Here is a 24,249-nt window from a genome sequence, read left to right as displayed (position 1 = left end):
ATATATTTAGCATTTGTTTTCGGATGACTTATTTTCGTAATTTATCCTGTAAATCAATGTATCTGCTCAATTTTTATCATGATCTGTGTAATATACTCATTTTCACTATCAATCATAAACTCATTGAGACCTGATTCATAAGCATACCCAGCCAGCTTAAAATCATGATCTTTTGCAAATGAAATCATCTTATGATAAATCTGAGGTAATTTGTCCCATGTTCCTTTTTGATAACCGCATAAATATTTTCCTTTCGGCCTTACTAGCTTTTTCGCGGACGACGGGCCCTTTGCCGCAGGGGAATAAATACCGTCATACATATCAAATTCCCCTCTCATGATTTTGTCTGCGGATATAAATCCCCCAATTCCCATTCGGATCTGCTCGATGCTCCAGGATTCTTTTACATATGAAAATAAATCTGTTAAATCATCATTTAAGAAATCATAAGGAAGGATAAAATATTCTTCAGCATCGCATTCTGTAATTCTGATTTCTTGTTCATCTAATGTCCTGCAAAAAACTGCCTGCCCCCTTTTCGTATGTAATACCTGTTTTACCTTCTTTAAGTTCTGTATTTGTGTTTCGATTTCTTTTTCTTTTATTTCAGCCATTTTAATAAAGCTCTCTGAATCAGGATGCTGCAGATAAGTTTGTATTTCTTCAATGCTCATGTTCAAATCTTTCAGCATCCGGATATATTCAAAATCTATACTTTGTGAAATGTCATAGTATCTATAGCCGTTATCTCCTTTCATATCTGGTGAAAAAAGACCGATCATATCATAGTAATGCAGTGTCCGTTTATTTACCTTGTGCAGTTTGGCAAATTGTGCCGTAGTCAGTTTTGCCAGATTTCTTTTCATTTTTAACCTCTTTTCATTCCATTATTGACTTTACAGTAACTGTATACTTTATTATAAATGCTGTAAAGATTACAGACAAGGAGAAATTAGTATGCAGATTACATTAAGAGAATTTCAGAATCAGGATTTTAAGGCATTGGAAAACATAATCAGAGAGACATGGCATTATGATGAATTATGCAGCCCAAAGACCGCATCCAAATTAGCACGGGTGTATTTAAGCAGCTGCCTGACGAACTACACCTTTTCCCGTGCTGCCCTTGATAATGGAGTACCTGTCGGCATCATTTTAGCCAAAAACAGGGCAATACATAGATGTCCGTTTAGCCGGAAAATCAGACAGTTAACCGCAGTAATTTCCCTGTTTCTTTCCAAAGAAGGTAGAAACGTATCGAAAATCTTCGGGAATGTAAATGGAATAGATCAGCAGCTTTTACAGGACTGCGGCAGAACTTATCCTGCGGAGATTGCATTATTTGCAGTTGATTCCTCCTGCCGTGGAAAAGGGATCGGGAAGGTACTGTTTCAATCTGCCCTTGATTATATGAAGGAGCAGAAACTGGATGCCTTTTACTTGTTTACCGATACAAGCTGCAATTATGGATTTTATGAACACCAGGGAATGACGCGGCGCTGCGAGAAAGAACATACCTTTATGATAAACGGGCAGACTGCAAAAATGAATTTCTTTATCTACGATTATTACTGTAAATAATCTCAGGGAATTTTATAAAAGGCATATGAAAACCAGACTTCTATTGTTTTCATATGCCTTTATGCAGCTATTTTTATAAGCTTTCATCTCTGGCAGCACTGCCCTTATTCCTTCCCGGACCGGGAATGCTGATGATCTCCTCCATGCCTGTGCCCATTTTGTCTGCCGTGCCCTTCTTTTGCAAAGTCTTCTTTCCACTGCTTCAGTAATTTCACGAGTATTTCCTTTAACTGCTGCTGTTCTTCCTCACTCAGTACCTGAAACATATCCTCCCCGGTATTTGTATCCTTCATAGATTCCAATGCAGCTTTCCGGCCGGCCTCTGTAAGCTGGACAAGCATTCTTCTGCGGTCATTGTCGTCTTTCTTTCGCTCAAGTATACCCTTCGCTTCCATTTTACCCATGATTTCGCTCAGCGAACCTGCCTCGACCTGCATGGCTTCCTGAAGTTCTTTCTGGCTCATTTCCTGTTGTTGGGAGAGGATGTGCAGGATGCGTCCCTGTCCCCTGAAACGTCTGTCGGCGTGCCCCGCAATATGACCGCAGCTGCTTAACAGCTGGGAAAGCGGCATCTCCTCTTCGGACTGTCCGTGCCATCCTCCATGACCGTGATGCCTGCCTTCGCTGTCCCTGTGGAGCTCCGCCATGCGCTCTTTGCGCAGTCTTTCGCGGGCAGCTCTGTATCCACGCTTTCTTTCAGAGTCCCCGTTAAAATCTCTGTGATCCCCGGACCGGCTGTCTCCTGACTCTGAGCCTCTTTCGTTCCCGTTATCTCCGATGCCGAAATAAGCCCTGCCTCTTCCGCACAAAAGATCGTCCTTTGGGCACTGCCGGTTACACTGGTTACAAAATTCCTGATTCTGTTTTTGGTTATTAACTTCTTGATTATTCATAAATAAATTCCTCTCTTTCTTAAAAATCGGTTGAAATCCGCAATTAGTTAGGTACCTTGTATAAATAATATCACTCGCTCTCTTATTTGTCAAGGTACCTAATCAATTTATTTTAAAAAGATATGTATTAGATCAATCCCCAGCCTATCACTCCACTAACATGTATTACAAAAAGGCGCAATCCAATATCTGGATTTACGCCCTTTAACAGTCTGCCATTTCTTCTTATTGTTTTTTATTCCATTGTCCCACTACTTCATTCACCGTGGACACTGTTACGAATATATTGGTCTGGGTCGTGTGCAGGTAGTTCAGGAGCAGCTTATATTCCTGCTGGGTCAGGATTGTCACCAGTTCTGTCCGCTTCTTTTTGTCATAGGCACCCTGTGCCTCATATAGTGTCACTCCCCTGTTTAATTCCTTCATAATATAATCCTGAATCTCCTGATAGTTGTCAGAAAGAATGCAGACCCTCTTCCTCTTGTTAAATCCGTCTATGAAGTAATCTACCGCGATGCCATTCGCATATGTCCCAAGGATGCTGACAACCAGTGTTGAAAAGTCGTAGACAAAGATAGAGGTCATCGCCGTTACCATCCCCGCCGCGGTCACTGCTTTTCCGATCTCCATATGGGTAAACTTGCTGATGATTTTTGCCACAATATCAATTCCGCCGGAAGAAGCATTGACATGAAACAGCATTGCCTGTCCCAACGCTACGATCAGGATGTAAGTTACAAGGTCGAATACCGGATTCCCTGTCACGGACTTAGTTACTGGGAATATCCGCTCATAAAGCCATAGAAAAACTGGAAGAAGCATGGATGTATAAATTGTCTTTGCACCAAATTCTTTCCCGATAAAAATAAATCCCACTACTAAGAGTACTGCGTTCAATATAAATGTAATAACAGAGAGCTGGATTCCGATAAGCTGTGACAGGACAAGGGCCAGACCGGAAATACTTCCTACCACGATATTACTCGGAACCATGAAAAAATAGACTGCCGCCGCCACGAGCATCATTCCGAATGTAATGATTAAAAACTCACGGACCGAATTTTTCTTTGAGTTCATTATTAATTTCTCCTATTCCCACTATGTTTTTTTATCCTAACAACCGCATATTGCCTATAGTATACTATAAGTCTGTCCAATTTGCACTTCATTTATTGGAAAACGATCTCTCTGATGACTTCCCCGGCAATCAGGAGGCCTGCTACGGGAGGAACGAATGAAATACTTCCCGGGAGACTGCGCCTCACACCCTTTTCCTCTCCTGTATCCCTTTCGGATGTATCAATCGGTTTTTCTTTTGAATACAGCACTTTTAAGTGGTATATCCCCCTGTTTTTCAATTCCCTGCGCATGACCTTGCATAAGGGGCATACGCTTGTCTTTGATATATCCTCTATTTCAAACAGTTCCGGATGAAGCTTGTTCCCTGTTCCCATGCTGCTGATGAGAGGGATATCCAGTTCCCGGGCCAGCTTGGCAAGCGCAAGTTTGGCAGTAACCGTGTCTATTGCATCTATGATATAATCCGGCTTCTCTTCGAACAGAGACTGGAGATTATCCGGGAGTACGAATGTTTCATATGTCTTCACCCGGATTGCCGGATTGATATCATGGATACGTTCTTCCATTACTTTCGTCTTGTACTTTCCTATCGTGCTGTGATACGCAATGGACTGGCGGTTAATATTTGTGAGTGATACCGTATCATTATCTACCAGTACCAGATTTCCCACCCCGCTTCTGGCAAGTGCCTCGATACAGTGCGAACCTACGCCGCCGACACCGAATACCATCACTGACGCATCCTTAAGCCGGTTTATCCCTTCTGCTCCTATCAGTAATTCTGTTCTTGAATATTCATTTAGTGTATTCATCTTTTTCTCCTGTTTTATGTCCTGTCATTTAATCCATCATCAATTCATCGACTGTTACAAACTCATATCCTTCAGCGGTCAGCCGGTCAATGATTTTCAGAGCCGCTTTTACAGAGCTGTCATAACAGTCATGCAACAGAATAATATCATTTTCTTCCGCTTCCGTCACTACCTTATTTACAATTTCGTCTACATTTTCCGTGGCCCAGTCGAGAGGGTCGATGCTCCACATCACGGGGAGTACATGGATCTTCTGTTCAAGCTCTTTCTGCCACAGTCCGAACGGGGGCCTCATGAACTGTACCTCTTCCCCTGTAATGCTGCTGATTAGTTCATTCGTCATAACAATTTCCTGATAAGCCTCCTCATTACTCACCTTCGTAATCTCCACATGATGGTATGTATGATTTCCAATCAGGTGGCCTTCCTCATACATCCGTTTCACAATTTCTCTGTTTCCATTTTTTTCTATATTTTGCCCGATCAGGAAAAATGTAGCCTTCACGCCTCGTTCTTTCAGGCCATCCAGCAGTTTCGGGGTGTAGGTGGCATTCGGCCCGTCGTCGAAAGTAATTGCAATTCTTGGTTTCTCCGTCATTGACTCTGCCACATATGCAATCGCATTGGGACTCGACACTTCCCGCTTCTCATTTTCCACCGTATTTTCCCTGAAGAAAGACGGATAGACCACTCCCATCAGAAGCAGAACATAGACCAGGCCCATGCCCTGCATCATCCTTTTAAAACGCAAACCGTCACGACCCTTTTTTAACGCTTCCTTTAAATATATGCATTGTAACTATATTTTATTGATGTTATAATAAGCATTGTGCCACAAATGAGGAGGAATTATAAAAATATGGAAAAACCATTACAACAAGAAAACAAAATGGGCGTTATGCCCGTTCCGAAACTTTTAATTACAATGTCTCTGCCTATGGTCATTTCGATGCTCGTACAGGCGCTTTATAATGTCGTGGACAGTGTCTTTGTCGCAAAGATTAATGAAGCCGCCCTGACTGCAGTTTCGCTTGCCTTTCCCGTACAGAACCTGATGATTGCCATTTCCGCGGGCACCGGTGTCGGTATCAATGCGCTTCTTTCCAGACATCTCGGGGAGAAGAAGTTCGAGGAGGCGAATAACGTTGCCAGAAACGGGATTTTTCTCGGAATGGCCAGCTATATTGTGATGGCACTGATTGGTCTGTTTGGTTCGCATCTTTTCTTTACCGTCCAGACAAATGATCCCGTCATCATCCGTTATGGTACACAATACATGCTGATCATCACGATTGTATCCGTCGGCATCTTCATGCAGATTACCTTTGAACGTCTGATGCAGTCCACCGGAAGAACGATTTATAACATGATCACACAGGGAACCGGGGCCGTTATCAACATTGTCCTTGACCCGATCCTGATCTTCGGCCTGTTTGGCCTGCCGAGAATGGAAGTCGCAGGGGCAGCACTTGCAACCGTTATCGGCCAGCTTGTAGCCGTATGTATGTCTTTATACTTTAACTGCCGGAAAAATCCGGAACTGAATATTAATATGAAAGGATTCCGCCCTGACCGGACGATTATCGCCAACATTTATAAAGTCGGCGTGCCTTCTATTATTATGCAGTCCATCGGATCTGTCATGGTATTTGGAATGAATAAGATCCTTCTGATTTTCTCATCTACCGCCGCAGCCGTGTTCGGTGTGTATTTTAAACTGCAGAGCTTTATTTTTATGCCGGTGTTCGGCCTCAACAATGGTATGATTCCGATTGTCGCCTACAATTACGGTGCACGTGATAAGAAAAGAATCATGAAGACCATTAATCTGAGTGTCATGATTGCTGTCGGCATTATGATACTTGGGCTTGCCATATTCCAGATCTTCCCGGCACAGCTGCTGAGACTGTTCGATGCTTCTGAACATATGCTGGAGATCGGGGTGCCGGCGCTGCGCATCATCAGCCTGAGTTTTATATTTGCAGGCTACTGTATTATCGTAGGTTCTGCTTTCCAGGCACTCGGGAACGGGGTATACAGCCTGATCGTGTCTGTTGCAAGACAGTTATTTGTGATCCTTCCGGTAGCTTATCTTTTTGCTGAGCTGTTTGGGCTTCACATGGTATGGTGGGCGATTCCAATCGCGGAGATTGTTTCTGTGGTACTGTCATCTCTGCTGTTTAAGCGCATCATACGCCAGAAGGTGAAACCGCTGGGAGCGGAAACGAGTGTTTCTTAAGAATTGACAGGAGGCCCGCCGGGAAGGGATGTGCACCGCGGGCCGTCCGGGAACGGAGGCTTTTATGAAGCGTATTGCAAACCGGTTTTGCGCCGTGGTGGGAATTGTGATTTCCTGCCTGATTTTTTTTGCTAAATGGCTCTCTTTTCAGGGGGTCTCTTATACGATTCTGGAATTTTACGCTGAGGTCCGGCGCTATGGCGGGATTTCGGCTTTTTCTAATGCTCTGGAGGATCCCGCGGTGGTGGCCGCAACGGGTGTCAGTATTGTTCCTGCCTACCTGTTTCTTTTCCTGCCCCTCCTGCTTACAGCGATTTTACTCCTGCGGTCCGTTCTTTTCCTGGCTGGGAAAAATGCGAATGTACTCAGCAGCATCAGCTACTGGACCGGTTTCGTATACCTTCTGACCGTATTTCTGGGCGTTTATACCGTACGGCCCGCCGTAGCTGTTTCTATGATCCTTATGGTCGCGGATTATATCGGCGCAAGGCTGATTATGGAACACGACGAGATGAACCGTAAAGCGCGGGAACTGAAGCGTAAAGAGGAGGCTGCCCGTCTGGACAAGCTCCGCCGGATGCGTTTTCCAGGACGGTACTCCAAAGATTTTTTTGAGGTGATCTTTGCGAATTTCCGCAGCAACCTGAAGAGCTATCTTTTATTTATTCTGGCTGCTTCGGCCTCTGTTGCGCTTATTTACGTCATGTTCGGGGCACTGGCTGCTTACCATACGCTTAGTCCGGGACAGGATGTGCCTTCGGCTTCAGGCGCCCAGATTACCTCCATTTTTATTGAGGCCGCCGTGATCGTTGTTGTCCTGTCAGTCCTGCTGTTCGTTCTGATTATTTCGAACTATATAAAGACACGCATGAAAAACTACGGGATTTTTATAAGCCTAGGGATCCGCAGAAAGACTCTGGGGCTGGTCATTGCGCTTGAATATATCGTATGTATCCTTGCTTCACTGGCTGCGGGACTGCTTGCCGGGAACCTGTTTCTTCCGCTCACAAAAATTCTTTTTCTGCGCGCTATCGGGGTACATACATCCGTTCCTACTGACTATGGGCTGCTCATTCTCATTACCGCCATTGCATTTTTACTTATGGCAGGTCTCGCAACCCTGATCAATTATCATTTATTTGAATATACGGATATTACGTCCTCGGCAGTCAGCGAAACCAAAAAGGAAAAGCTGCCAAAACGACTTCTGCTTGTCGGACTCATTTACGGAATTTACTGTATCATAACAGGAATCAGCGGCTATCTGTATGGATACTGGATGGAAGGTCTTTCGAGGCTGGCAGTCATGCTGTTTGGTTTCCTGCTCCTGATCTACTGTGGGGGCAGCAGGCTGTACCGCTGGTTTATTAAGAAAAGGGACCGCCGCCTGAACCATATCTTCCTGACACTGCCCTGGAAATACCGGTTTCGTACAAATGCAAAGTACCTCTTTCTTCTGTTTATGATTCATATATTTGCACTCTCCGTCTACCTGCCGCGGTTAAGTTCGGTTCTGACTGCCTCTGCGGAGAAGAATCTCTATCCATATGATTTTGTATGTATGGCACATGAAGGGGATGAGGAATTCTTTCAAGATCTGAGTGCAGACTATGATGTACAGATGGAGACTTATCCGATGGTCCGGATTGACACGCTGCTTGCAGAACCGTTTTCATTTAATACACTGAAGGGTTCCACAAATAACGGTATGTTTTTCCCACTCGGACAGCATATTGGAATTTCGGACAGTACATACCGGACGTTGAAAAAGATTATACGGCCGGATGAAAAAAGCAGTCTGAACCTGAACGGCCGGGAGATTCATGTCGTGTTCCAGCAGGATACCTCACAGCGTGCCCGTCTTCTGGACTGGTACTATTCTCCGATGGAGGACCTTGGATATGATCCGCACTTAAGGGCGGGGGTGATCTGCAATTATACCCTGAACAACCGCGATGAGCTGTATCCCCCATACCGGATTAAAAGTCAGGAAAAGACAGTTCTGACAGGAATGTTCCATGAAGGGGACCAGGAAAATATCGTAGTCTTCTCTGATTCGTATTTTGAAGAACTGCGCCAGTCCGTACTGGACAGGATTGAAGAAGAACCTTCCCCGACACAGCTTATAACGCTGAAAACGGCTGACGGGGAATATCAGAATGTTTCAGAGCATCTGAAGGTTTTCACAGAGAAGCATGCAGCGGACACTTATGTGGACCCGACCATCCTGCCATGCTACGGAAAACAGGCTTCACAGTCTTTTGCCGAAGGCGGGCACTTCTTTAAGGCAATTGCATTCTCTGTCACGGCACTTATCCTGCTGATTAGCAGCCTGTTCGTCTTCTATCTGAAGTACAGTCTGGAGATCGGGGAACTCAGGCGCAGGAATCAGCTTCTCGAGGCCGTTGGAATGAACCGCAGAGAACGGGTCCATCTCCTGCGCAGCGATATGTCTGTGCACTCCCGGTTCGCCTTTCTGGCTGGTGTGGCCGTCTCCGCCATCTTCTTCATCGGAATGCCTGTGAAGAGACTGTTTACCGGGGCGGAAACTGCCAGGTACCTGATTCTGCTTGCCGTTTTACTGGCAGTATATGTTGTGGTCTATTGTGCCGGAATACATTTTCTGGAAAAGGGCTTTATCAAAAAGGTGGAGGAGCCATAGCTTTATCCCTTCCTCTCAGTTCTGTCTGTATTCTGACGGGCTGACATGCATCACTTTCTTAAATGCCTTCGAAAAATATAGGTTGTTCTCGAACCCAACCGAATAAGCAATTGACGCGATAGACAGGCTTGTTTCCTTTAAAAGGCGGCAGGCCTGTTTTATGCGGAAATTGCTCAGGTATTCCTTCGGGGACTGCTGTTCATATGCCTGAAACGAACGGTACAGATGGCTCCGGCTGATGCCCGCATAGGCCGCAACATCTTCCACCGTGATCGGATAAGAGTAGCTCGTGGATATATAGTTTTTTGCCTTCTCGACGTAAGCAAGCTGGATATCGCTGGACGGCTCCCTATGGCCTGCATAGTGCATGAATACAGCCAGCAGTGTATAGAGTGCCCCGGTCATTGCCACGGAAGCCTCATGACTGTTTCCCTTTACTTCGTATATCTTATCCAGATGATTCTTCAGGACTCTTTTCGGTGTTTTCCCATTCTCAATATATGGTTTTTCCCTCGTAAAGTCTGTGGATCGTATGATGGACGACGCGTCGGTCCCCATGAATCCTACCCATGCATACTCCCACGGTTTTTCCGTATCTGCATAATATTTCACTTCCGTATCCGGATAAAGAATAAAAGTATCCCCCGCCGACAGCTTATAGGTGTCTCCATGTACACTATAATACCCCGTCCCGGAAATGATATGGTGGATGCAGTAATGGTTCCGGATACCGGGCCCCCACTGGTAGCCGGGCCCACATTTCTGATGTCCCACATTATAAACAGACAGTGAGGTCAGCAGGCTCTCTCCAACCTTGTATGAGTATTTATAAGTTCCTTCCATATTCTGCTCTCCCTTCTTCCTTACTTCTCTTTCATTATTATATCGGCTGCTTTCTCCTCGTGCAACATAATTACATATCTTTGCACGGATTTTTTATATACATCCTCCCTCTGTTCCGTTATAATAAAAGCATAGGAAAGAACGACTCTGACACCATATGGAAGTGAGGATTTAACATGAAAGAAAAATTATCTGCAAAATTTGAAGAACTGTTTGGAAGCGCTGACGGCGCGGGATTTTATTTTTCACCGGGGCGCGTGAACCTGATCGGTGAACATACCGATTACAACGGAGGGCATGTTTTCCCATGTGCCCTGACTCTTGGTACATACGGGATGGCAAGGAAACGTTCCGACAGGGCAATGCACTTTTATTCCATGAACCTGAACAGCTTCGGTGTCGTGGAAGCCTCTCTGGACGACCTGACGAACAAAGAAGCCTATGGCTGGGCGAACTACCCGTTAGGTGTTGTCTGGGCTTTTGCCGAAAAGGGTGTGAAGCTGGACAGTGGTTTTGACATGGTAATCTGGGGCAATATCCCGAATGGATCCGGCCTCTCCTCTTCTGCCTCTCTGGAGGTTCTGACAGGAGTGATCTTAAGTGACCTGTTTGGCATTGATAAGTTCAGTATGATTGACTTAGCTTTGATCGGACAATATTCCGAGAACAACTTCAACGGCTGTAACTGCGGGATTATGGACCAGTTCGCCGTTGCAATGGGCAAAAAAGACCATGCCATTTTCCTTGATACCGCGACACTGCATTATGAATATGCCCCGGTCGTCCTTAAAGACGCCAAGATTATTATTACGAACAGCAAGGTAAAGCACAGCCTCGTTGATTCAAAATACAACGAAAGACGTCAGGAGTGTTCTGAGGCTCTTGCCGCACTTCAAAAAGAACTGGACATCAACGCACTCGGTGATCTGGATATGGATACGTTTGAGAAGTTTAAAGAAGTCATCCCGAATCCGGTTCAGGTAAGACGTGCAAAGCATGCGGTTGCCGAGAACCAGCGCACGATCGAGGCTGTAGCGGCACTGAAAGCCGGCAATATTGAACGGTTCGGCGAACTGATGAACCAGTCCCATATTTCCTTAAGGGATGATTACGAGGTTTCCTGTGATGAGATTGATGTCTTAGTTGACCTGGCATGGGAAGTTCCCGGCGTGATCGGCTCCAGAATCACAGGAGGCGGCTTCGGCGGCTGTACGGTCAGCATTGTAAAAAATGACGCCGTGGATGCCTTCATCAGTACCGTCGGCAGCAGCTATAAGGAGAAAGTCGGCCACGAGGCAGAATTCTATACCGTTGATATCGGCGGCGGGGCATGTAAGTTAAATTAAGAAACAGGGAATAAAAGATTCAGAAAGGTGGAGTTCAAATGTCTATTTTAGTATTAGGAGGAGCCGGATACATCGGCTCACACACAGTTTATGAACTTATTGACAAAGGAGCCGATGTTGTCATCGCGGATAATCTGGAGACAGGGCATATAGAGGCGGTTCATCCGAAAGCCCGTTTTTACAAAGGGGATATCCGCAGCCGTGGTTTCGTGGATAACATTTTCGAAAGCGAAGAAATCCATGCTGTCATTCATTTTGCCGCAAACTCCCTTGTAGGTGAGAGTATGGTCGACCCGCTGAAATATTACGACAACAATGTCTGCGGCACGAAAGTCCTTCTGGAATCTATGATTGCCCATGATGTAAAGAAAATCGTCTTCTCTTCCACCGCCGCGACCTACGGGGAGCCTGAGAATATCCCGATCATGGAGGATGACAGGACCTGTCCAACCAATACATACGGGGAAACAAAGCTTGCGATGGAAAAGATGATGAAATGGACTGATGCCGCACACGGCCTGAAATATGTCGCTCTGCGCTACTTCAACGCCTGTGGTGCCCATGAAAGCGGCAGCATCGGTGAAGCACACAGTCCTGAGACGCACCTGATTCCACTGATCCTCCAGGTTCCGCTGAACCAGCGTGAATACATCAGTATTTTCGGGGATGATTATGACACGAAAGATGGCACATGCATCCGTGATTACATTCATGTAACGGACCTTGCACAGGCTCATATCCTTGCCCTGAAATATCTTCTGGACGGCGGTGACAGCAATATCTTCAATCTCGGAAACGGGATCGGCTTCACCGTCAAAGAAGTAATTGAGACTGCCAAAAAAGTAACCGGCCTTGAAATTAATGCAAAGATAGCACCAAGGCGTGCAGGAGACCCTGCAAGGCTGATTGCATCCAGTGATAAGGCAAGAGAGGTCCTCGGCTGGAATCCGCAGCATGCCGATCTGGAAGAGATCATCGCTTCTGCTTGGAAATGGCACAGCACCCATCCGCACGGATTCAGAAAACAGGAGGCATAACGTTATGTTGAATGAAGCAATCAAGAAGCTGGTACAGTATGGAATCCAGACAGGGCTTACACCGGAATGTGAACGTATTTATACGACCAACCTGCTGCTCGATCTGTTCCATGAGGATGAATATCAAGACACAGATTGTGATCTCTCCCTGATTGTTCTGGAGGATGTTTTGAAAGAACTGCTGGATGAGGCATGCAGCCGCGGAATCATTGAGGACAGCATCGTATACAGGGATTTGTTTGATACGAAGCTGATGAACTGTCTCATGCCGCGTCCCTCCCAGGTGCAGTCTGAATTCTGGAAAAGGTACAAGGAGTCACCAAAGGCCGCTACCGAATATTATTACAAGTTAAGCCAGGACAGCGATTATATACGCCGCTACCGTGTCTGTAAGGATATGAAGTGGACCGTTGACACGGATTACGGCACACTGGACATTACAATCAATCTTTCCAAACCGGAGAAGGACCCCAAGGCCATCGCAGCCGCAAGAAATGCGAAGGCATCTTCTTATCCGAAGTGTCTGCTCTGCATGGAGAACGAAGGCTATGCCGGCCGTACAAACCACCCGGCGCGTGAAAACCACAGGATTATCCCGATCACGGTCAATGACAGCGGCTGGGGGTTCCAATACTCTCCTTATGTTTATTATAATGAGCACTGTATCGTACTCAACGGTGAGCATGTGCCCATGAAGATTGAGAAGAATACCTTCCGTAAACTATTTGATTTTGTAAAGTTGTTCCCCCACTACTTCCTCGGCTCTAATGCGGACCTGCCGATCGTAGGAGGCTCTATCTTAAGCCATGATCACTTTCAGGGCGGCCACTATACGTTCGCTATGGCCAAGGCCCCTGTTGTCAGGAACTTTGTGGTCGAAGGCTTTGAAGATGTGGCTGCAGGGATTGTAAAATGGCCGCTCTCCGTCATCCGCCTCCAGGGCAGTGATGAGAACCGGATTATCGAGCTGGCAGACCATATCCTAAAGACATGGAGGGGATATACCGATGAAGATGCATTCATTTATGCAGAGACAGACGGACAGCCTCACAACACGATCACGCCGATCGCCAGAATGCACGGTGACCTGTATGAACTTGACCTGACACTGCGCAATAATATCACGACCGGAGAACATCCTCTCGGCGTCTATCACCCGCACGCAGAACTGCACCATATCAAGAAAGAAAATATCGGCCTGATTGAAGTCATGGGACTCGCAGTCCTGCCGTCACGTCTGAAAGATGAGCTGGAACTGCTGACAGAATATATTCTGGAAAAGAAAGATATCAGGAGCAATGAGACGCTTCAAAAACATGCCGACTGGGTAGAAGGGTTCCTTCCTGATTATCCGGACCTGAACCCGGATAATATCGACGGGATTTTGAAACAGGAGGTCGGGAAAGTCTTCTGCCAGGTGCTCGAAGATGCAGGTGTTTATAAATGCACAGAAGAAGGAATGAACGCATTCGGCAGATTTATTGCTGCCCTGTAAGAAAGTTTCAATAAGCCAGACGGGTGTGCGGCCAAATTGTCAGTTACTCTGATCATTTGACCCCACACCCGTTTTTGTTTCTCTCTATTTTTTCTTTCTTTTTTTCTTGCGTACACTGTATCCGAATGTGCCCAGCTTTTTCCCGAGTCCAAGGTATTCCCCGTGGGAATAAGCAAGCAGGCCTGTTTTGTTGAGTTCAAACTTATTCTTCTCGTTCATATAGGATTCATCCACCTGAACTGCCGTCACTTCGGCAAGGAACATATGGTGGCTCCCCAGTTCTTTGACCTCAGCCACCCTGCATTCGATACTGACAGGACTCTCTTCTATAGCCGGTGCATAAGACAGCGTTTCCGCCTTTAACGGCGTCAAACCAGTTTCTTTCCATTTGTCAACGTCTCTTCCTGAGCGGACCCCACAGTAATCTGTTGCCCTGATCAGGCTTTCTGTTGTCAGATTTATTACAAATTCCCCTGACTCCTTTATCATCTGGTAGGAATAACGCTCCGGCCTGACGGAAATATAGACCATCGGCGGATTTGTGCAGATCGTTCCTGTCCACGCAACCGTCAGGATATTCGTTTTTCCTGATCGGTCCGCGGTGCTTACCATAACAGCCGGGAGCGGATACAGCATATTCCCGGGCTTCCATACTTGTTTGCTCATCTTCTTACCATCTTCCTTTCCCTTAAATTCAGAATATTCTGAATACGGAGTGCAAAAGGGTCTGACCCCTTTGCGGCACGCTTATTGCTGGAGGGCACCTACGAGTGTCGGCACGAGCTGTTTCTTTCTGGATACTACACCCTTTAAGAGCAAATCGTCCGTATCTTCACGCAGGTCGTAGGCAGCGATCACCTTGGAACGCGCATCCAGACCACAGCAAATCAGTTCCGAGGATTCTGTAACGATGTTCGTCAGCATGAAGAAAATCATATCCAGACGGTGTGATTTTCTTGCCTTCTCCAAATGAGGCAGGACCGTTGCCTTGATTTCTTTGAGTTCGTCCCCGCTCATGGAGTTGACCTGGCCTACCCCGATGACGGTTTCGTTGACTGTAAACTGCTTGAAGTCCAGGAAAATGATTTCTTCTGCACTCTTTCCCTTCAGGTTGCTTCCGGCATTAAACATTTCCAGTGCCAGTTCTTCTATATTGATATCTGCTATCTGCGCCAGTTTTCTGGCAGATGCCTCATCCAGCGGCGTACAGGTTGGTGAACGGAACATCAGTGTATCGGAAATGATCGCGGAACAAAGAAGCGCCGCAATTTCCTTTTCCACCTCAATGCACTCTTCCTGATACATCTGGTAGATGATGGTTGCCGTACATCCAACGGGCTGGTTCCTGAAAAATACAGGTCCCATTGTCTCTATGCTGCTCAGCCTGTGATGGTCTATGATTTCCAACACATCAGCCTCCTCAATCCCGTCTACAGCCTGATTCTTCTCATTATGATCTACAAGAATGACCTGTTTCTTTCTGCTGTTAAGCAGCCGCCTTCTGGAAATGAAGCCGAGGAAATTGCCTTTATTATCTACGATCGGGAAATCACGGAAACGCTTATGTGCCATGACATCCTTTACATCATCGACGTAATCACGCAATTTAAACGTAATGAGCCCTTCCTTTGTCATAAAATGTCTGACAGGGATACTCTGGTTGATCTGTCTTGCCACCGTAAATGTATCGTGGGGCGTGCTGATAATCACGATTTCTTTTTGTCTCGCTTGTTCTATGATGTCAGCCGGTATCTCCGCACCATGACAAACGACCATTGCGCCTACATTCAGGTCGATCGCACACTGCTGTGCTTCTCTTCTGTTTCCAAGGATTACGAGGTCATCCTCCTCAATGAAATCAGACATCAGGTCACGGCTGGACGCCGCAATCCCCACTTTTCCTTTCAGAAGAAAACTGTGGTCATTTCCGATTACTACCCGGCCGCCGATCGTCGTTGCGATATTGCGGTATTGTGTGCGGGCTGTGGAAAGGATCGTACTGTCATACACATCCATATAAGATGTAGCAATGTCACCAATGGTGATCAGACCCTCGAGCTTGCCGCCTCTTGTGACCGGCAGTGTCTTGATGTTGAGTTCCTTCATTCTGGCCCATGCCGTCTTAATGGACACGCTGCCATTGAGCCCTTCTACCTTCCTTAACTCTACGTCCTTCACCTGGACACGCAGGTCAGAAAGAAGTCCGGGAACTTTTATGCCAAACCGCTCCAGAACATACTGTGTCTCTTCATTGAGCTGCCCTGCCCTGCGCGGGGTATACTCCTCCCCTGTCAGCCTCGTCTTAAGCCTTGCATAGGCAATCGCAGAACAGATCGAATCCGTATCCGGGTTCTTGTGGCCTACTACATATACTTTTCGCTTATTTACTCCATTATCCATATTATTTCACCCTCTATTCCCGCAGGCGGCAGGACGGGATCAGGTATCCCATCCCTTTTTGTCACCGTGGGAGAAAACCTCTACCCGGGACCCGCCGCACTGCAAATTTAATGCCCTGCAGCCCGCCGCAGGGTCTTTGGTTTTTCAATTCATTAATAGTAGCTTGCCATTTTTTCAGGAATTCGTCAACCCAATTTTCAAGATTGGTTGTTTTTTTGGTAAAACATATGCTATACTAAGTCTGTACTATTTTTCACACAGACACACGAGTTTTCAGTAATAGGCCGCGGTGCAAGTGTGATTTACACGAATTTTAAAGATAAGTTGAGGTGCAATGATGAGCGAAGAATTGAGAACAGAAGAAGTACAGACAAATGAAGAACCTGTTGAGACAATGGCTGATTACGAGGGACATTTTGATGATGCAAATCCCTGGAACAGAGTTCTTGACTACATGAAGAACAAGACAGTCCTGCCTGTTAAAGTAGAAGGGATCGTAAATGGCGGCGCTATCGCAATGGTCGAGGGCTTACGCGGATTCATCCCTGCATCCAAGCTTTCTCTTTCATATATTGAGGATTTGGAAACCTATTTATTGAAGGACATCGAAGTACGCGTCATTGATGTTGATCAGGCAAATAACCGTCTCGTTTTATCCGCCCGCGAGATTTTAAGGGAAAAAGAGAAAAAAGCACGTGAAGACCAGATCGCAAGCATTAAGATCGGTACTGTTATGGAAGGAACTGTTGAGACTCTGCAGAATTATGGGGCATTTATCAAACTCGAGAACGGACTGTCCGGCCTCGTGCATATCTCCCAGATCTCCCAGAAGCGCATCAAGACTCCGGGTGAAGTTTTGAAAGCCGGCGACACTGTAAAGGTAAAAGTGATCGGGATTAAGGACGGCAAGATAAGCCTGAGTATGAAAGCACTCGAGGAATCTGCAGAAGAAGTTGTTGAAAAAGTAGAGATTCCTAAGAGCGAGAACATCGGGACAAACCTTGGTGACCTCTTTAAGAACATTAAGCTTTAGGATTTCCTTTTTGAAAGTTTCCGGAAAAAGCTATGAAATGAACAAACCCTTCAGACTGGAGCAGGATATATTTTTCCTGCCCGGACTGAAGGGTTTCATTATATGCTTTGGTCGGCTCCCCCGCCTTTTTAAAGTTCAATATCCTGCAGATATGGATTCTCTGCCTCATAGAATTTTTCTGCATCAACCGCTTCTGCAATCTTCATGTCGATCGGCATCTTACCGAGTACAGGCATGTTCAGTTCCGCCGCAATCTCGTCTATGTGGCTCTCGCCGAATACTTTGATCTCTTTCCCGCAGTCAGGACATTTTACATAACTGTAGTTTTCCACCACGCCAAGCACAGGGATATTCATCTGTTTTGCCATGTTGTATGCTTTCTTCACGATCATCTGTACAAGGTCCTGAGGAGATGTTACAATGACAACCCCGTCTACCGGCAGTGACTGGAATACGGTTAACGGCACATCTCCAGTTCCCGGAGGCATGTCCACGAACAGATAATCAATGTCTCCCCACATAACGTCAGTCCAGAACTGTGTTACGACTCCTGCAATAACAGGCCCCCTCCAGATAACCGGGGTATCCTCATCCTCCAGCAGAAGGTTGACGGACATGATTCTGGTCTCATCCTTTGCGATACAAGGGAACATCCCCTCATCACTGCCCTTCGCCGTCTCATGCACACCATACATCTTTGGAATGGACGGTCCTGTAATGTCTGCATCCAGAATGCCGACGGTGTATCCTTTCTCACGCATCATTCTGGCCAGAGATGCGGTCACGAGTGATTTGCCTACGCCTCCCTTTCCACTGATAACGCCGATTACCTTTTTAATCTGTGAATATTTATTTGCCGGAACTCTGAAATCCTCCTTTTTGCTCTCACATGATCCTGCATGTGCGCAGCCTGCACAGGACTCTTCGCTGCAGCCATTGCTGTGTTCATCTGCCATATTGCTCTACCTTCTCTTTCTATAATAGTATCGTACTGCTTCAAAAAGCAAGCCTGCCTGTAACGGCAAGGCCCGCTTTTTGTATTATACCATAAATACTAAACTCGTGAAATACCTCGTTAAGTATTTAGGTATATGTCTTACTAAGCGTGATAAAACCACGCTAAGTGCGAGCATTATACCATAAATGCAATTTACTTAAAACCCCCGGAATGATTGCATACCCCTATACCAGTTTTTCTATGGCGCCGGACTGTATCGCTGTAATGTTTTGTGCAATGCGCTCTTTCGGCCAGTCCCACCATTTCAGCTCCAGAAGGGTCTTAATGGTACCTTCTGAAAACCGTTTTCTGATAGGCTTTGCCGGTATTCCGCCGACGATGGTATATGGTGCAACGTCTTTTGTCACAAGCGCACGACTGCCTATGACTGCGCCATCACCGATGGTAACCCCGGCCAGAATAACTGCCTCATAGCCGATCCACACATCATTTCCTATGACGATATCACCCTTGTTGTCCCAGGAATCTGCAACATTTTTCATGTCAAGCCCCCACTCCTCGAAGAAAAGTGGAAACGGATACGTAGACAGGGATGACATCCTGTGATTTGCACTGTTAAACAGGAACTTTGCTCCGCAGGCAATAGAACAGAACCTGCCGATCACAAGGTGGTCATGGTTGACCGGATAATGATACAGCACATTACTTTTTTCAAACAATACCGGGTCATTGACAAAATCATTATACATCGTATAATCGCCGACCATTATGTTTGGATCGCTGATTACGTTCTTTAAATAAACTGTCTGATTATCTCCCGTTCTGGGATATATTTGTTCCTCTGGAATAGTCATTTTAAGTCCTCCTCTTAATTGTTAACCACTTATTTCAACCATTCCAGCTAATGCAATGCAAAGCTTCACAAACGCTCACCTCTTTTTAATTTGATACAATATTTATCATAACATAGAGATGCTTTAAAGTAAACTTTCCCATCCGTCCTTCGTTTCTACAATTCATCCCGGGTGACGTCTTTCAGCCACTTGAAGCTTTTGTAGCGTATCCATGTGATCGGTACTTTAATCAACTCGTCGCACATCAATATCATGTATACAACCGGGACGCTGCATTTAAACACAAATGCGGCCAGCCATCCAAACAGGATAGAGCCTCCCCACATGGTAGAAACATCCATAATCAGGCCGAACCTCGTGTCCCCGCCTGAACGGAATGTTCCTACTACCATCGTTGTGTTGAATGATTGGGCAACTACGAAATAAGACATAATAAAGAACATGAATTTCAGATAGCCCTTAGCCTCCACAGACAGTGACAGCGCCGCCGCTGCGACCGGTGATGCCGCCAGAATCAGCACCCCGCCTAATGCCCCCATAATGACGCTCAGCCAAAGAAACCTGTTGGCATATGCCTTTGCATGTTCAAATTTTTTCTCCCCTATTGTTTTACCTAAATAAATCGCAGTGGCGCTCGACAGGCCAAATGCCACAACAGTTGCCAGCTGTCTGGCCACCTGCGCGACAGAATTTGCAGCCACGGCCGCGCTTCCCATATGTCCTAAAATAGCCGTATTCGCAGCCGTGCCAAGCCCCCACATCACCTCATTCATAACAACAGGCAGTGCATAACGCAGGAAATCCTGCACAAGTATTTTATCTGTCCTTAAAAAATAGTTTATCCGGAATTTTATGTCCTTATTAAAGAACCTGGCATATCCAAATACGAGTACCAGCTCCGTAATCCTTGCAATCAGCGTTCCAAGCGCCGCACCCTGAATTCCCATCGCCGGACAGCCCAGAAGGCCAAAAATAAAAATGGCATTCAGGACCACATTCACGATAAGCGAAATGAGGTAGACGACAGTTGCCACAACCACCCGCTCCACACTGCGCATCACATAAAGGTAAACCTGGGTAATCCCCATTATCACATATGAAAATGCTACAATCCGCAGGTATTGTATCCCCTGTGCTGTCACCTCCGGATCATTCGTAAATATCTTCATCAGCATCCCCGGAATCACAAGGGCCGCAATCATAAACACCGCAGTAACCACCACCGCCGCCTTCATTCCAAGAGCCAGTATCTTCTCAATCGTCTTCTTATCGCCCTTCCCCCAGTACTGTGCCGTCAGCACCGTTGCCCCGGACGTCAGGCCAAACAGAAAAAGAACCATGATGTACTGCACCTGCCCAGCCAGAGACGCCCCTGAAAGGGCCTTTTCCCCCACCTTGCCCAGCATAATAACATCCGCCGCAGTAACCCCCACATTTATCAGATTCTGCAGCGCCATCGGAATCACAAGGGCAAACACACTTTTATAAAACTTACCCCAGTCAATCCCCAGCTGATTCTCTATATGTATCCTGCCTTTCTCCACACTCATCTTCTTCGCCGCCCTCTCTTATACTTTATATTTTTCACCTGTCTGGAAAACATCTATCCACACACCGGCCTAACCTTAGAAAAGATGCCCTCCGCTGACGCAAAGAACATCTTAGTATAAAAATATTAGCATAAAATTCCAAAAAGGTACAGGGCAAACTTCAAATTGGTACACCACAAACCTTAATTTGGGACGTAGTAAACCTGAACTATATTACGTCCCTAATCTCTTTCTTTTTGATATTACCATTGCGATGCATAAGATTGCCGCTGCGAATACGAGTTGTATTCCGAATGCCTGCAGTATTTCTGTCCTGACGTTTCCGGTGATGCTTCCGTATTCGGCCAGCAGGTCGTTGCTTTTTACGTACCAATAGACCGGCAGGAACTGTGCGACTGTTTTTACGCCTTTCCCCAGTAATTCCAGTGGGACGAAGACGCCGCAGAGGAAGCCCATCCCAAGGGAGAGTATATTAACGATTCCGTTCAGTGCATTCGTGTTATTTGTAATCATTCCGACCATGTATGCGAGTGATAATGCCACCACCAGCATGATTAGCGAGTTTATGATATAGTATGGAACGTTTTTGCTTTGCAGGAATTCTTTTCCATACAGGATCAGGTTTCCGGCCATGCTGATTCCCCACAATACCAGGCCGAATACAGATGCCGCCAATAGTGCCTCCACATTTTGTCTGCGTGCGGAAACCGCACTTGCCTGCATTCTTTTCTGGATGTCTGGCTTATGGAAAGCGGACAGGATGTTTCCAAGGACATAGCAGAGTATGCTCAGCAGGAGATAAGGGATGTATTGAAAATAGTAACTGTATACCGGTGCCTCTCCTGCGTTTCCGTTACTGGCCAGCATTGTTACTGATGGTTCCTTTACCGCATTTACTGCTTTGACTGCCTCTCCAACTGTATACCCTGCTGCGTTGTATGTTTTCATGTTATTCAGAAAGCTGTTGATCTGCTGGTCTACATAGAAGCTTGTGTATGAACCCGGAATTTTGGTCACAGACAGTTTTTCATCGCCGTCCAGACATTTTTCCTCGAATCCGGCAGGAATCTTTACAATATATTCGATGTTCGAATAGAACATGTTTTCCTGTAATTCTTCTTTATTGTTCTCTGTCAATGTTACCTGATGGTACTTTTCAAGATACTGCATAAGCCCTTTTGCCATTTCTCCGCCATCTTCATCCACAAATGCTAGTTTAACGCTATGTGCTGTATAGCTGTCATTCATCGTTGATTTGACAGAGCTTTGTATCATTAGAGTGATTCCGAAGAAAACCACCAGATAGAGAATGATGATGGCTGCATTTTGTTTTGTGATTTTCATATATCCTTTAAATATTGTCATAACGTTCCCTCCTGATCACTAAGAATGAGCCAATTGTCAGTACGGCAGACATTATGACCAGTGTCATCAGGCTGCGTCTGAACCGAAGCGGATCATCATAGACATTAATGCAGTAAAAGGCATCTGATATCAGTGCGGCCGGGTTGATCCGGTTTATGATCGGGCAGTTTCTTTCTACTACATCCTTCATCCCTGAATTCATCAGCCCTGCCAGGAAACTGCATACCATAGAAATCCCCAGCAATATGGCAATCTTGATTCCTTCTCCCCGTTTACTGGAACTGCTGATAAAGATTCCCATTGATACCCCGATCATGCAGCCGACAAAAGACACAAGCAGCATCTGCAGCATCTGCCCGTCAAATTCCAGTTTCAGTACAAACTTCAGGTACAATAGCAGTATTATTACATTAATGAAGTGAATCCCAAAAGAAGTCAGCATCTCTGAGAGGATCAGTTTCAGCTTATGGGTTGGTGTTACACATCTTCTTGCCGCCAGGGCGGTCAGGTTTGCCTGCAGGGTCAGTGCAGATCCAAAACCGATAAAACAGCCATACATACATGCCATCGCTATCAATGCATAGAAAAACTGTGCATTGCCATTTGTCGTCCTGCCGCCCAGAGATACCTGAGAAACTAATTCCTCGTAATTCTCCATCTGTTTTACAGCGTTCTGGATGCCTTCTGGATGACTTGCCGCAATATTTTCCATTGTCTGCCTTCCATTCTCATAGCTTTCCAGCAGGGACTGAAGAATACTCTCCTCCAGACCGACTCCCCTGACAGTAAGTGACGGCTCTTCACCGGCGTAAAAAATACCGGCTGCTTTCTTTTCTTCCAATGCTTTTTGTGCTTCTTTTTCATCCATTTTCTTTACTGTAATCAGTTTTGTATCGTCCGCCTCGATGCTCTTCAGAAACTCTGTAAATGCATCCGCCTCTGCGCTGTCTGCCTCTTCCACAATAACCACTGGCACTGTTTCAAAATCTGCTTCTTCCATGCGCCCAAAGGCAAAGTAAAAAAACGTTGCCAGAACAAGAGGAAAAACCAGCGGCCAGAAAAGCATATTAAAATTATGCAGTTTTACTTTCACATCGTATTTCATTAAATGCAGCATATCTTCCCTCCTAATCTCTCAGTTCTGTTCCTGTGATTTCCAGAAAAACATCGTTTAAAGTCGGCAGTTCTGAAAAAACTCTCCCGAAAGAGACTGCGTTTTCCTGCAGATAATTCAGAATGCGGATCAGGTTATGTTTTGCGCCCGTACATCTCACAGTCAATACCTGTTCATCGTACCGGACATCAAACACATGAGGCAGCTGTCTGATTTCCCTGATCTGTGCCTCTTCTATTGCAACGGCTTCTATTGTTACAGTCTCACCTGTTTTGATCATACTCTTGAGCTCTTCCTTCGTTCCCGATGCTATGCTCCTGCCGTGGTCCATGATCGCAATCCTTGTGCAAATTTGTTCCACCTCTTCCATATAATGGGATGTGTATATGATCGTCGAGCCCTGCCTGTTCAGTTCCTTAATCCCTTCCAGAATCCGGTTCCTGCTCTGCGGGTCCACCGCGACTGTCGGCTCATCCATAATAATCAGCCTCGGCCTGTGTGCGATTCCGCATGCAATGTTCAGCCGTCTTAAAAGGCCTCCTGAAAGCTTTTTCGGACGCATCTTTATATATTCTTCCAGTCCCACAAACTGGACGGCTTCCTCTACAAGTTTTTTCCGTTTCGCCTTCTCCTTCACATACAGCCCACAAAAATAATCAATGTTTTCATAGACTGTCAGCTCATCGAAAACCGCCACATTCTGAAGAACGATTCCGATCTGCTGCTTGATCTTGTAGCTGTCAGGCTTCATCTCTTCACCAAAAATCGTGACTTTTCCTTTGTCATATTTCAGCAGTGCCAGCATACAGCTGATCGCCGTCGTTTTTCCCGAACCGTTCGGACCAAGCAGCCCGAAAATTTCCCCTTCCTCTATTTCCAGATTCAAATGATCCAGCGCCACCAGATTTCCATATCGTTTTACGAGATTTTCTATCTTTATCATAACATTTCCTCCTAGTATAATAATGATGTAGTCAATCAAGACTA

General features: G+C 45.9%; 21 protein-coding genes. 7 read left to right on the top strand and 14 right to left on the bottom strand.

All coding sequences use genetic code 11. The features are described 5' to 3' along the window. Window positions 1-53 precede the first annotated feature (53 nt). Window positions 54-866 carry a MerR family transcriptional regulator gene (locus DWX43_RS10815; protein WP_118620290.1) on the bottom strand — a complete coding sequence of 271 codons (813 nt, stop codon included), beginning with the start codon at window positions 864-866 and terminating at the stop codon, window positions 54-56. Between the two features lie 91 nt (window positions 867-957). Here DWX43_RS10815 and DWX43_RS10810 point away from each other — a divergent pair, with 91 nt between their 5' ends. Continuing rightward, entirely contained in the window at window positions 958-1,581 is a 624-nt protein-coding gene (locus tag DWX43_RS10810) for a GNAT family N-acetyltransferase (RefSeq protein ID WP_118620289.1), read from the top strand. A 104-nt stretch (window positions 1,582-1,685) separates the two neighbouring features. Here DWX43_RS10810 and DWX43_RS10805 read toward each other — a convergent pair whose 3' ends face one another. The 4 genes from DWX43_RS10805 to DWX43_RS10790 form a co-directional block, all read right to left on the bottom strand. After that, window positions 1,686-2,474: a MarR family transcriptional regulator gene (locus DWX43_RS10805; RefSeq protein WP_118620288.1), complete on the bottom strand. Its 789-nt coding sequence runs from the start codon at window positions 2,472-2,474 to the stop codon at window positions 1,686-1,688. A 225-nt stretch (window positions 2,475-2,699) separates the two neighbouring features. Beyond that, window positions 2,700-3,551: a YitT family protein gene (locus DWX43_RS10800; RefSeq protein WP_109733130.1), complete on the bottom strand. Its 852-nt coding sequence runs from the start codon at window positions 3,549-3,551 to the stop codon at window positions 2,700-2,702. A gap of 92 nt (window positions 3,552-3,643) precedes the next feature. Then, complete coding sequence (locus DWX43_RS10795; protein WP_118620287.1) at window positions 3,644-4,366, bottom strand: tRNA threonylcarbamoyladenosine dehydratase; 723 nt, start codon at window positions 4,364-4,366, stop codon at window positions 3,644-3,646. A gap of 28 nt (window positions 4,367-4,394) precedes the next feature. After that, window positions 4,395-5,090 (bottom strand): polysaccharide deacetylase family protein, encoded by a 696-nt coding sequence (locus DWX43_RS10790; RefSeq protein WP_242996216.1) that lies wholly within the window; start codon window positions 5,088-5,090, stop codon window positions 4,395-4,397. A gap of 135 nt (window positions 5,091-5,225) precedes the next feature. Here DWX43_RS10790 and DWX43_RS10785 point away from each other — a divergent pair, with 135 nt between their 5' ends. Together DWX43_RS10785 and DWX43_RS10780 are read left to right on the top strand one after the other, a co-directional pair. Beyond that, window positions 5,226-6,605, top strand: a complete 1,380-nt coding sequence (locus DWX43_RS10785; RefSeq protein WP_118620286.1) for an MATE family efflux transporter — start codon at window positions 5,226-5,228, stop codon at window positions 6,603-6,605. Between the two features lie 64 nt (window positions 6,606-6,669). Continuing rightward, window positions 6,670-9,267: an FtsX-like permease family protein gene (locus DWX43_RS10780; protein WP_182440667.1), complete on the top strand. Its 2,598-nt coding sequence runs from the start codon at window positions 6,670-6,672 to the stop codon at window positions 9,265-9,267. Between the two features lie 15 nt (window positions 9,268-9,282). Here the strand turns inward: DWX43_RS10780 and DWX43_RS10775 are convergent, their stop codons facing one another. Further along, a complete protein-coding gene (locus DWX43_RS10775; protein WP_109733126.1) occupies window positions 9,283-10,110 on the bottom strand; it encodes an AraC family transcriptional regulator in 828 nt (275 codons plus the stop codon). A 176-nt stretch (window positions 10,111-10,286) separates the two neighbouring features. Here DWX43_RS10775 and DWX43_RS10770 point away from each other — a divergent pair, with 176 nt between their 5' ends. From DWX43_RS10770 to galT, 3 genes are read left to right on the top strand one after another with little or no spacing between them, the layout of a single operon-like run. Next, on the top strand, window positions 10,287-11,456 hold the full coding sequence (locus DWX43_RS10770) for a galactokinase (protein WP_109733125.1): 1,170 nt from the start codon (window positions 10,287-10,289) through the stop codon (window positions 11,454-11,456). A gap of 38 nt (window positions 11,457-11,494) precedes the next feature. Further along, a complete protein-coding gene (galE, locus tag DWX43_RS10765) occupies window positions 11,495-12,493 on the top strand; it encodes a UDP-glucose 4-epimerase GalE (protein WP_118620284.1) in 999 nt (332 codons plus the stop codon). 4 nt (window positions 12,494-12,497) lie between these two features. Continuing rightward, window positions 12,498-13,988, top strand: coding sequence for a UDP-glucose--hexose-1-phosphate uridylyltransferase (gene galT / locus DWX43_RS10760; protein ID WP_118620283.1), 1,491 nt, complete (start codon window positions 12,498-12,500; stop codon window positions 13,986-13,988). Window positions 13,989-14,072: 84 nt separating this feature from the next. Here the strand turns inward: galT and DWX43_RS10755 are convergent, their stop codons facing one another. Both DWX43_RS10755 and DWX43_RS10750 read right to left on the bottom strand, forming a co-directional pair. After that, window positions 14,073-14,654 (bottom strand): flavin reductase family protein, encoded by a 582-nt coding sequence (locus DWX43_RS10755; protein WP_118620282.1) that lies wholly within the window; start codon window positions 14,652-14,654, stop codon window positions 14,073-14,075. A gap of 81 nt (window positions 14,655-14,735) precedes the next feature. Further along, window positions 14,736-16,388, bottom strand: coding sequence for a putative manganese-dependent inorganic diphosphatase (locus DWX43_RS10750; protein WP_109733121.1), 1,653 nt, complete (start codon window positions 16,386-16,388; stop codon window positions 14,736-14,738). 334 nt (window positions 16,389-16,722) lie between these two features. Here DWX43_RS10750 and DWX43_RS10745 point away from each other — a divergent pair, with 334 nt between their 5' ends. Continuing rightward, window positions 16,723-17,421, top strand: a complete 699-nt coding sequence (locus DWX43_RS10745; RefSeq protein ID WP_347559300.1) for a S1 RNA-binding domain-containing protein — start codon at window positions 16,723-16,725, stop codon at window positions 17,419-17,421. 128 nt (window positions 17,422-17,549) lie between these two features. Here the strand turns inward: DWX43_RS10745 and DWX43_RS10740 are convergent, their stop codons facing one another. The 6 genes from DWX43_RS10740 to DWX43_RS10715 all read right to left on the bottom strand — a co-directional run bounded on the left by DWX43_RS10740 (window position 17,550) and on the right by DWX43_RS10715 (window position 24,205). Next, window positions 17,550-18,377, bottom strand: a complete 828-nt coding sequence (locus tag DWX43_RS10740) for an Mrp/NBP35 family ATP-binding protein (protein ID WP_118620280.1) — start codon at window positions 18,375-18,377, stop codon at window positions 17,550-17,552. A gap of 226 nt (window positions 18,378-18,603) precedes the next feature. After that, complete coding sequence (locus DWX43_RS10735) at window positions 18,604-19,233, bottom strand: CatB-related O-acetyltransferase (protein ID WP_118620279.1); 630 nt, start codon at window positions 19,231-19,233, stop codon at window positions 18,604-18,606. A gap of 155 nt (window positions 19,234-19,388) precedes the next feature. Next, window positions 19,389-20,783: an MATE family efflux transporter gene (locus DWX43_RS10730; protein WP_118620278.1), complete on the bottom strand. Its 1,395-nt coding sequence runs from the start codon at window positions 20,781-20,783 to the stop codon at window positions 19,389-19,391. A gap of 213 nt (window positions 20,784-20,996) precedes the next feature. Further along, a complete protein-coding gene (locus tag DWX43_RS10725) occupies window positions 20,997-22,148 on the bottom strand; it encodes an ABC transporter permease (RefSeq protein ID WP_118620277.1) in 1,152 nt (383 codons plus the stop codon). Continuing rightward, entirely contained in the window at window positions 22,135-23,265 is a 1,131-nt protein-coding gene (locus DWX43_RS10720) for an ABC transporter permease (RefSeq protein WP_118620276.1), read from the bottom strand. The genes DWX43_RS10725 and DWX43_RS10720 overlap by 14 nt, the downstream gene beginning before the upstream one ends. Window positions 23,266-23,275: 10 nt before the next feature. Next, window positions 23,276-24,205, bottom strand: coding sequence for an ABC transporter ATP-binding protein (locus tag DWX43_RS10715; protein ID WP_109733114.1), 930 nt, complete (start codon window positions 24,203-24,205; stop codon window positions 23,276-23,278). Window positions 24,206-24,249 lie beyond the last annotated feature (44 nt).

Origin of the sequence: Clostridium sp. AF19-22AC (assembly GCF_003479085.1) — a bacterium.
Lineage (GTDB): Bacteria > Bacillota > Clostridia > Lachnospirales > Lachnospiraceae > Faecalicatena_A > Faecalicatena_A orotica.
Note: the sequence above shows the minus strand (reverse complement) of the source record. Positions and strands in the feature narration are given on the sequence as shown.

Coding starts and splice junctions, on each gene's coding strand:
- DWX43_RS10745 (WP_347559300.1), top strand. CDS start 16,723: ATGATGAGCGAAGAATTGAGAACAGAAGAAGTACAGACAAATGAAGAA.
- DWX43_RS10720 (WP_118620276.1), bottom strand. CDS start 23,265: ATGCTGCATTTAATGAAATACGATGTGAAAGTAAAACTGCATAATTTT.
- DWX43_RS10755 (WP_118620282.1), bottom strand. CDS start 14,654: ATGAGCAAACAAGTATGGAAGCCCGGGAATATGCTGTATCCGCTCCCG.
- DWX43_RS10785 (WP_118620286.1), top strand. CDS start 5,226: ATGGAAAAACCATTACAACAAGAAAACAAAATGGGCGTTATGCCCGTT.
- DWX43_RS10725 (WP_118620277.1), bottom strand. CDS start 22,148: ATGACAATATTTAAAGGATATATGAAAATCACAAAACAAAATGCAGCC.
- DWX43_RS10730 (WP_118620278.1), bottom strand. CDS start 20,783: ATGAGTGTGGAGAAAGGCAGGATACATATAGAGAATCAGCTGGGGATT.
- DWX43_RS10740 (WP_118620280.1), bottom strand. CDS start 18,377: ATGGCAGATGAACACAGCAATGGCTGCAGCGAAGAGTCCTGTGCAGGC.
- DWX43_RS10800 (WP_109733130.1), bottom strand. CDS start 3,551: ATGAACTCAAAGAAAAATTCGGTCCGTGAGTTTTTAATCATTACATTC.
- galE (WP_118620284.1), top strand. CDS start 11,495: ATGTCTATTTTAGTATTAGGAGGAGCCGGATACATCGGCTCACACACA.
- DWX43_RS10715 (WP_109733114.1), bottom strand. CDS start 24,205: ATGATAAAGATAGAAAATCTCGTAAAACGATATGGAAATCTGGTGGCG.
- DWX43_RS10780 (WP_182440667.1), top strand. CDS start 6,670: ATGAAGCGTATTGCAAACCGGTTTTGCGCCGTGGTGGGAATTGTGATT.
- DWX43_RS10750 (WP_109733121.1), bottom strand. CDS start 16,388: ATGGATAATGGAGTAAATAAGCGAAAAGTATATGTAGTAGGCCACAAG.
- DWX43_RS10810 (WP_118620289.1), top strand. CDS start 958: ATGCAGATTACATTAAGAGAATTTCAGAATCAGGATTTTAAGGCATTG.
- DWX43_RS10815 (WP_118620290.1), bottom strand. CDS start 866: ATGAAAAGAAATCTGGCAAAACTGACTACGGCACAATTTGCCAAACTG.
- DWX43_RS10735 (WP_118620279.1), bottom strand. CDS start 19,233: ATGACTATTCCAGAGGAACAAATATATCCCAGAACGGGAGATAATCAG.
- galT (WP_118620283.1), top strand. CDS start 12,498: ATGTTGAATGAAGCAATCAAGAAGCTGGTACAGTATGGAATCCAGACA.
- DWX43_RS10805 (WP_118620288.1), bottom strand. CDS start 2,474: ATGAATAATCAAGAAGTTAATAACCAAAAACAGAATCAGGAATTTTGT.
- DWX43_RS10790 (WP_242996216.1), bottom strand. CDS start 5,090: ATGGGCCTGGTCTATGTTCTGCTTCTGATGGGAGTGGTCTATCCGTCT.
- DWX43_RS10795 (WP_118620287.1), bottom strand. CDS start 4,366: ATGAATACACTAAATGAATATTCAAGAACAGAATTACTGATAGGAGCA.
- DWX43_RS10770 (WP_109733125.1), top strand. CDS start 10,287: ATGAAAGAAAAATTATCTGCAAAATTTGAAGAACTGTTTGGAAGCGCT.
- DWX43_RS10775 (WP_109733126.1), bottom strand. CDS start 10,110: ATGGAAGGAACTTATAAATACTCATACAAGGTTGGAGAGAGCCTGCTG.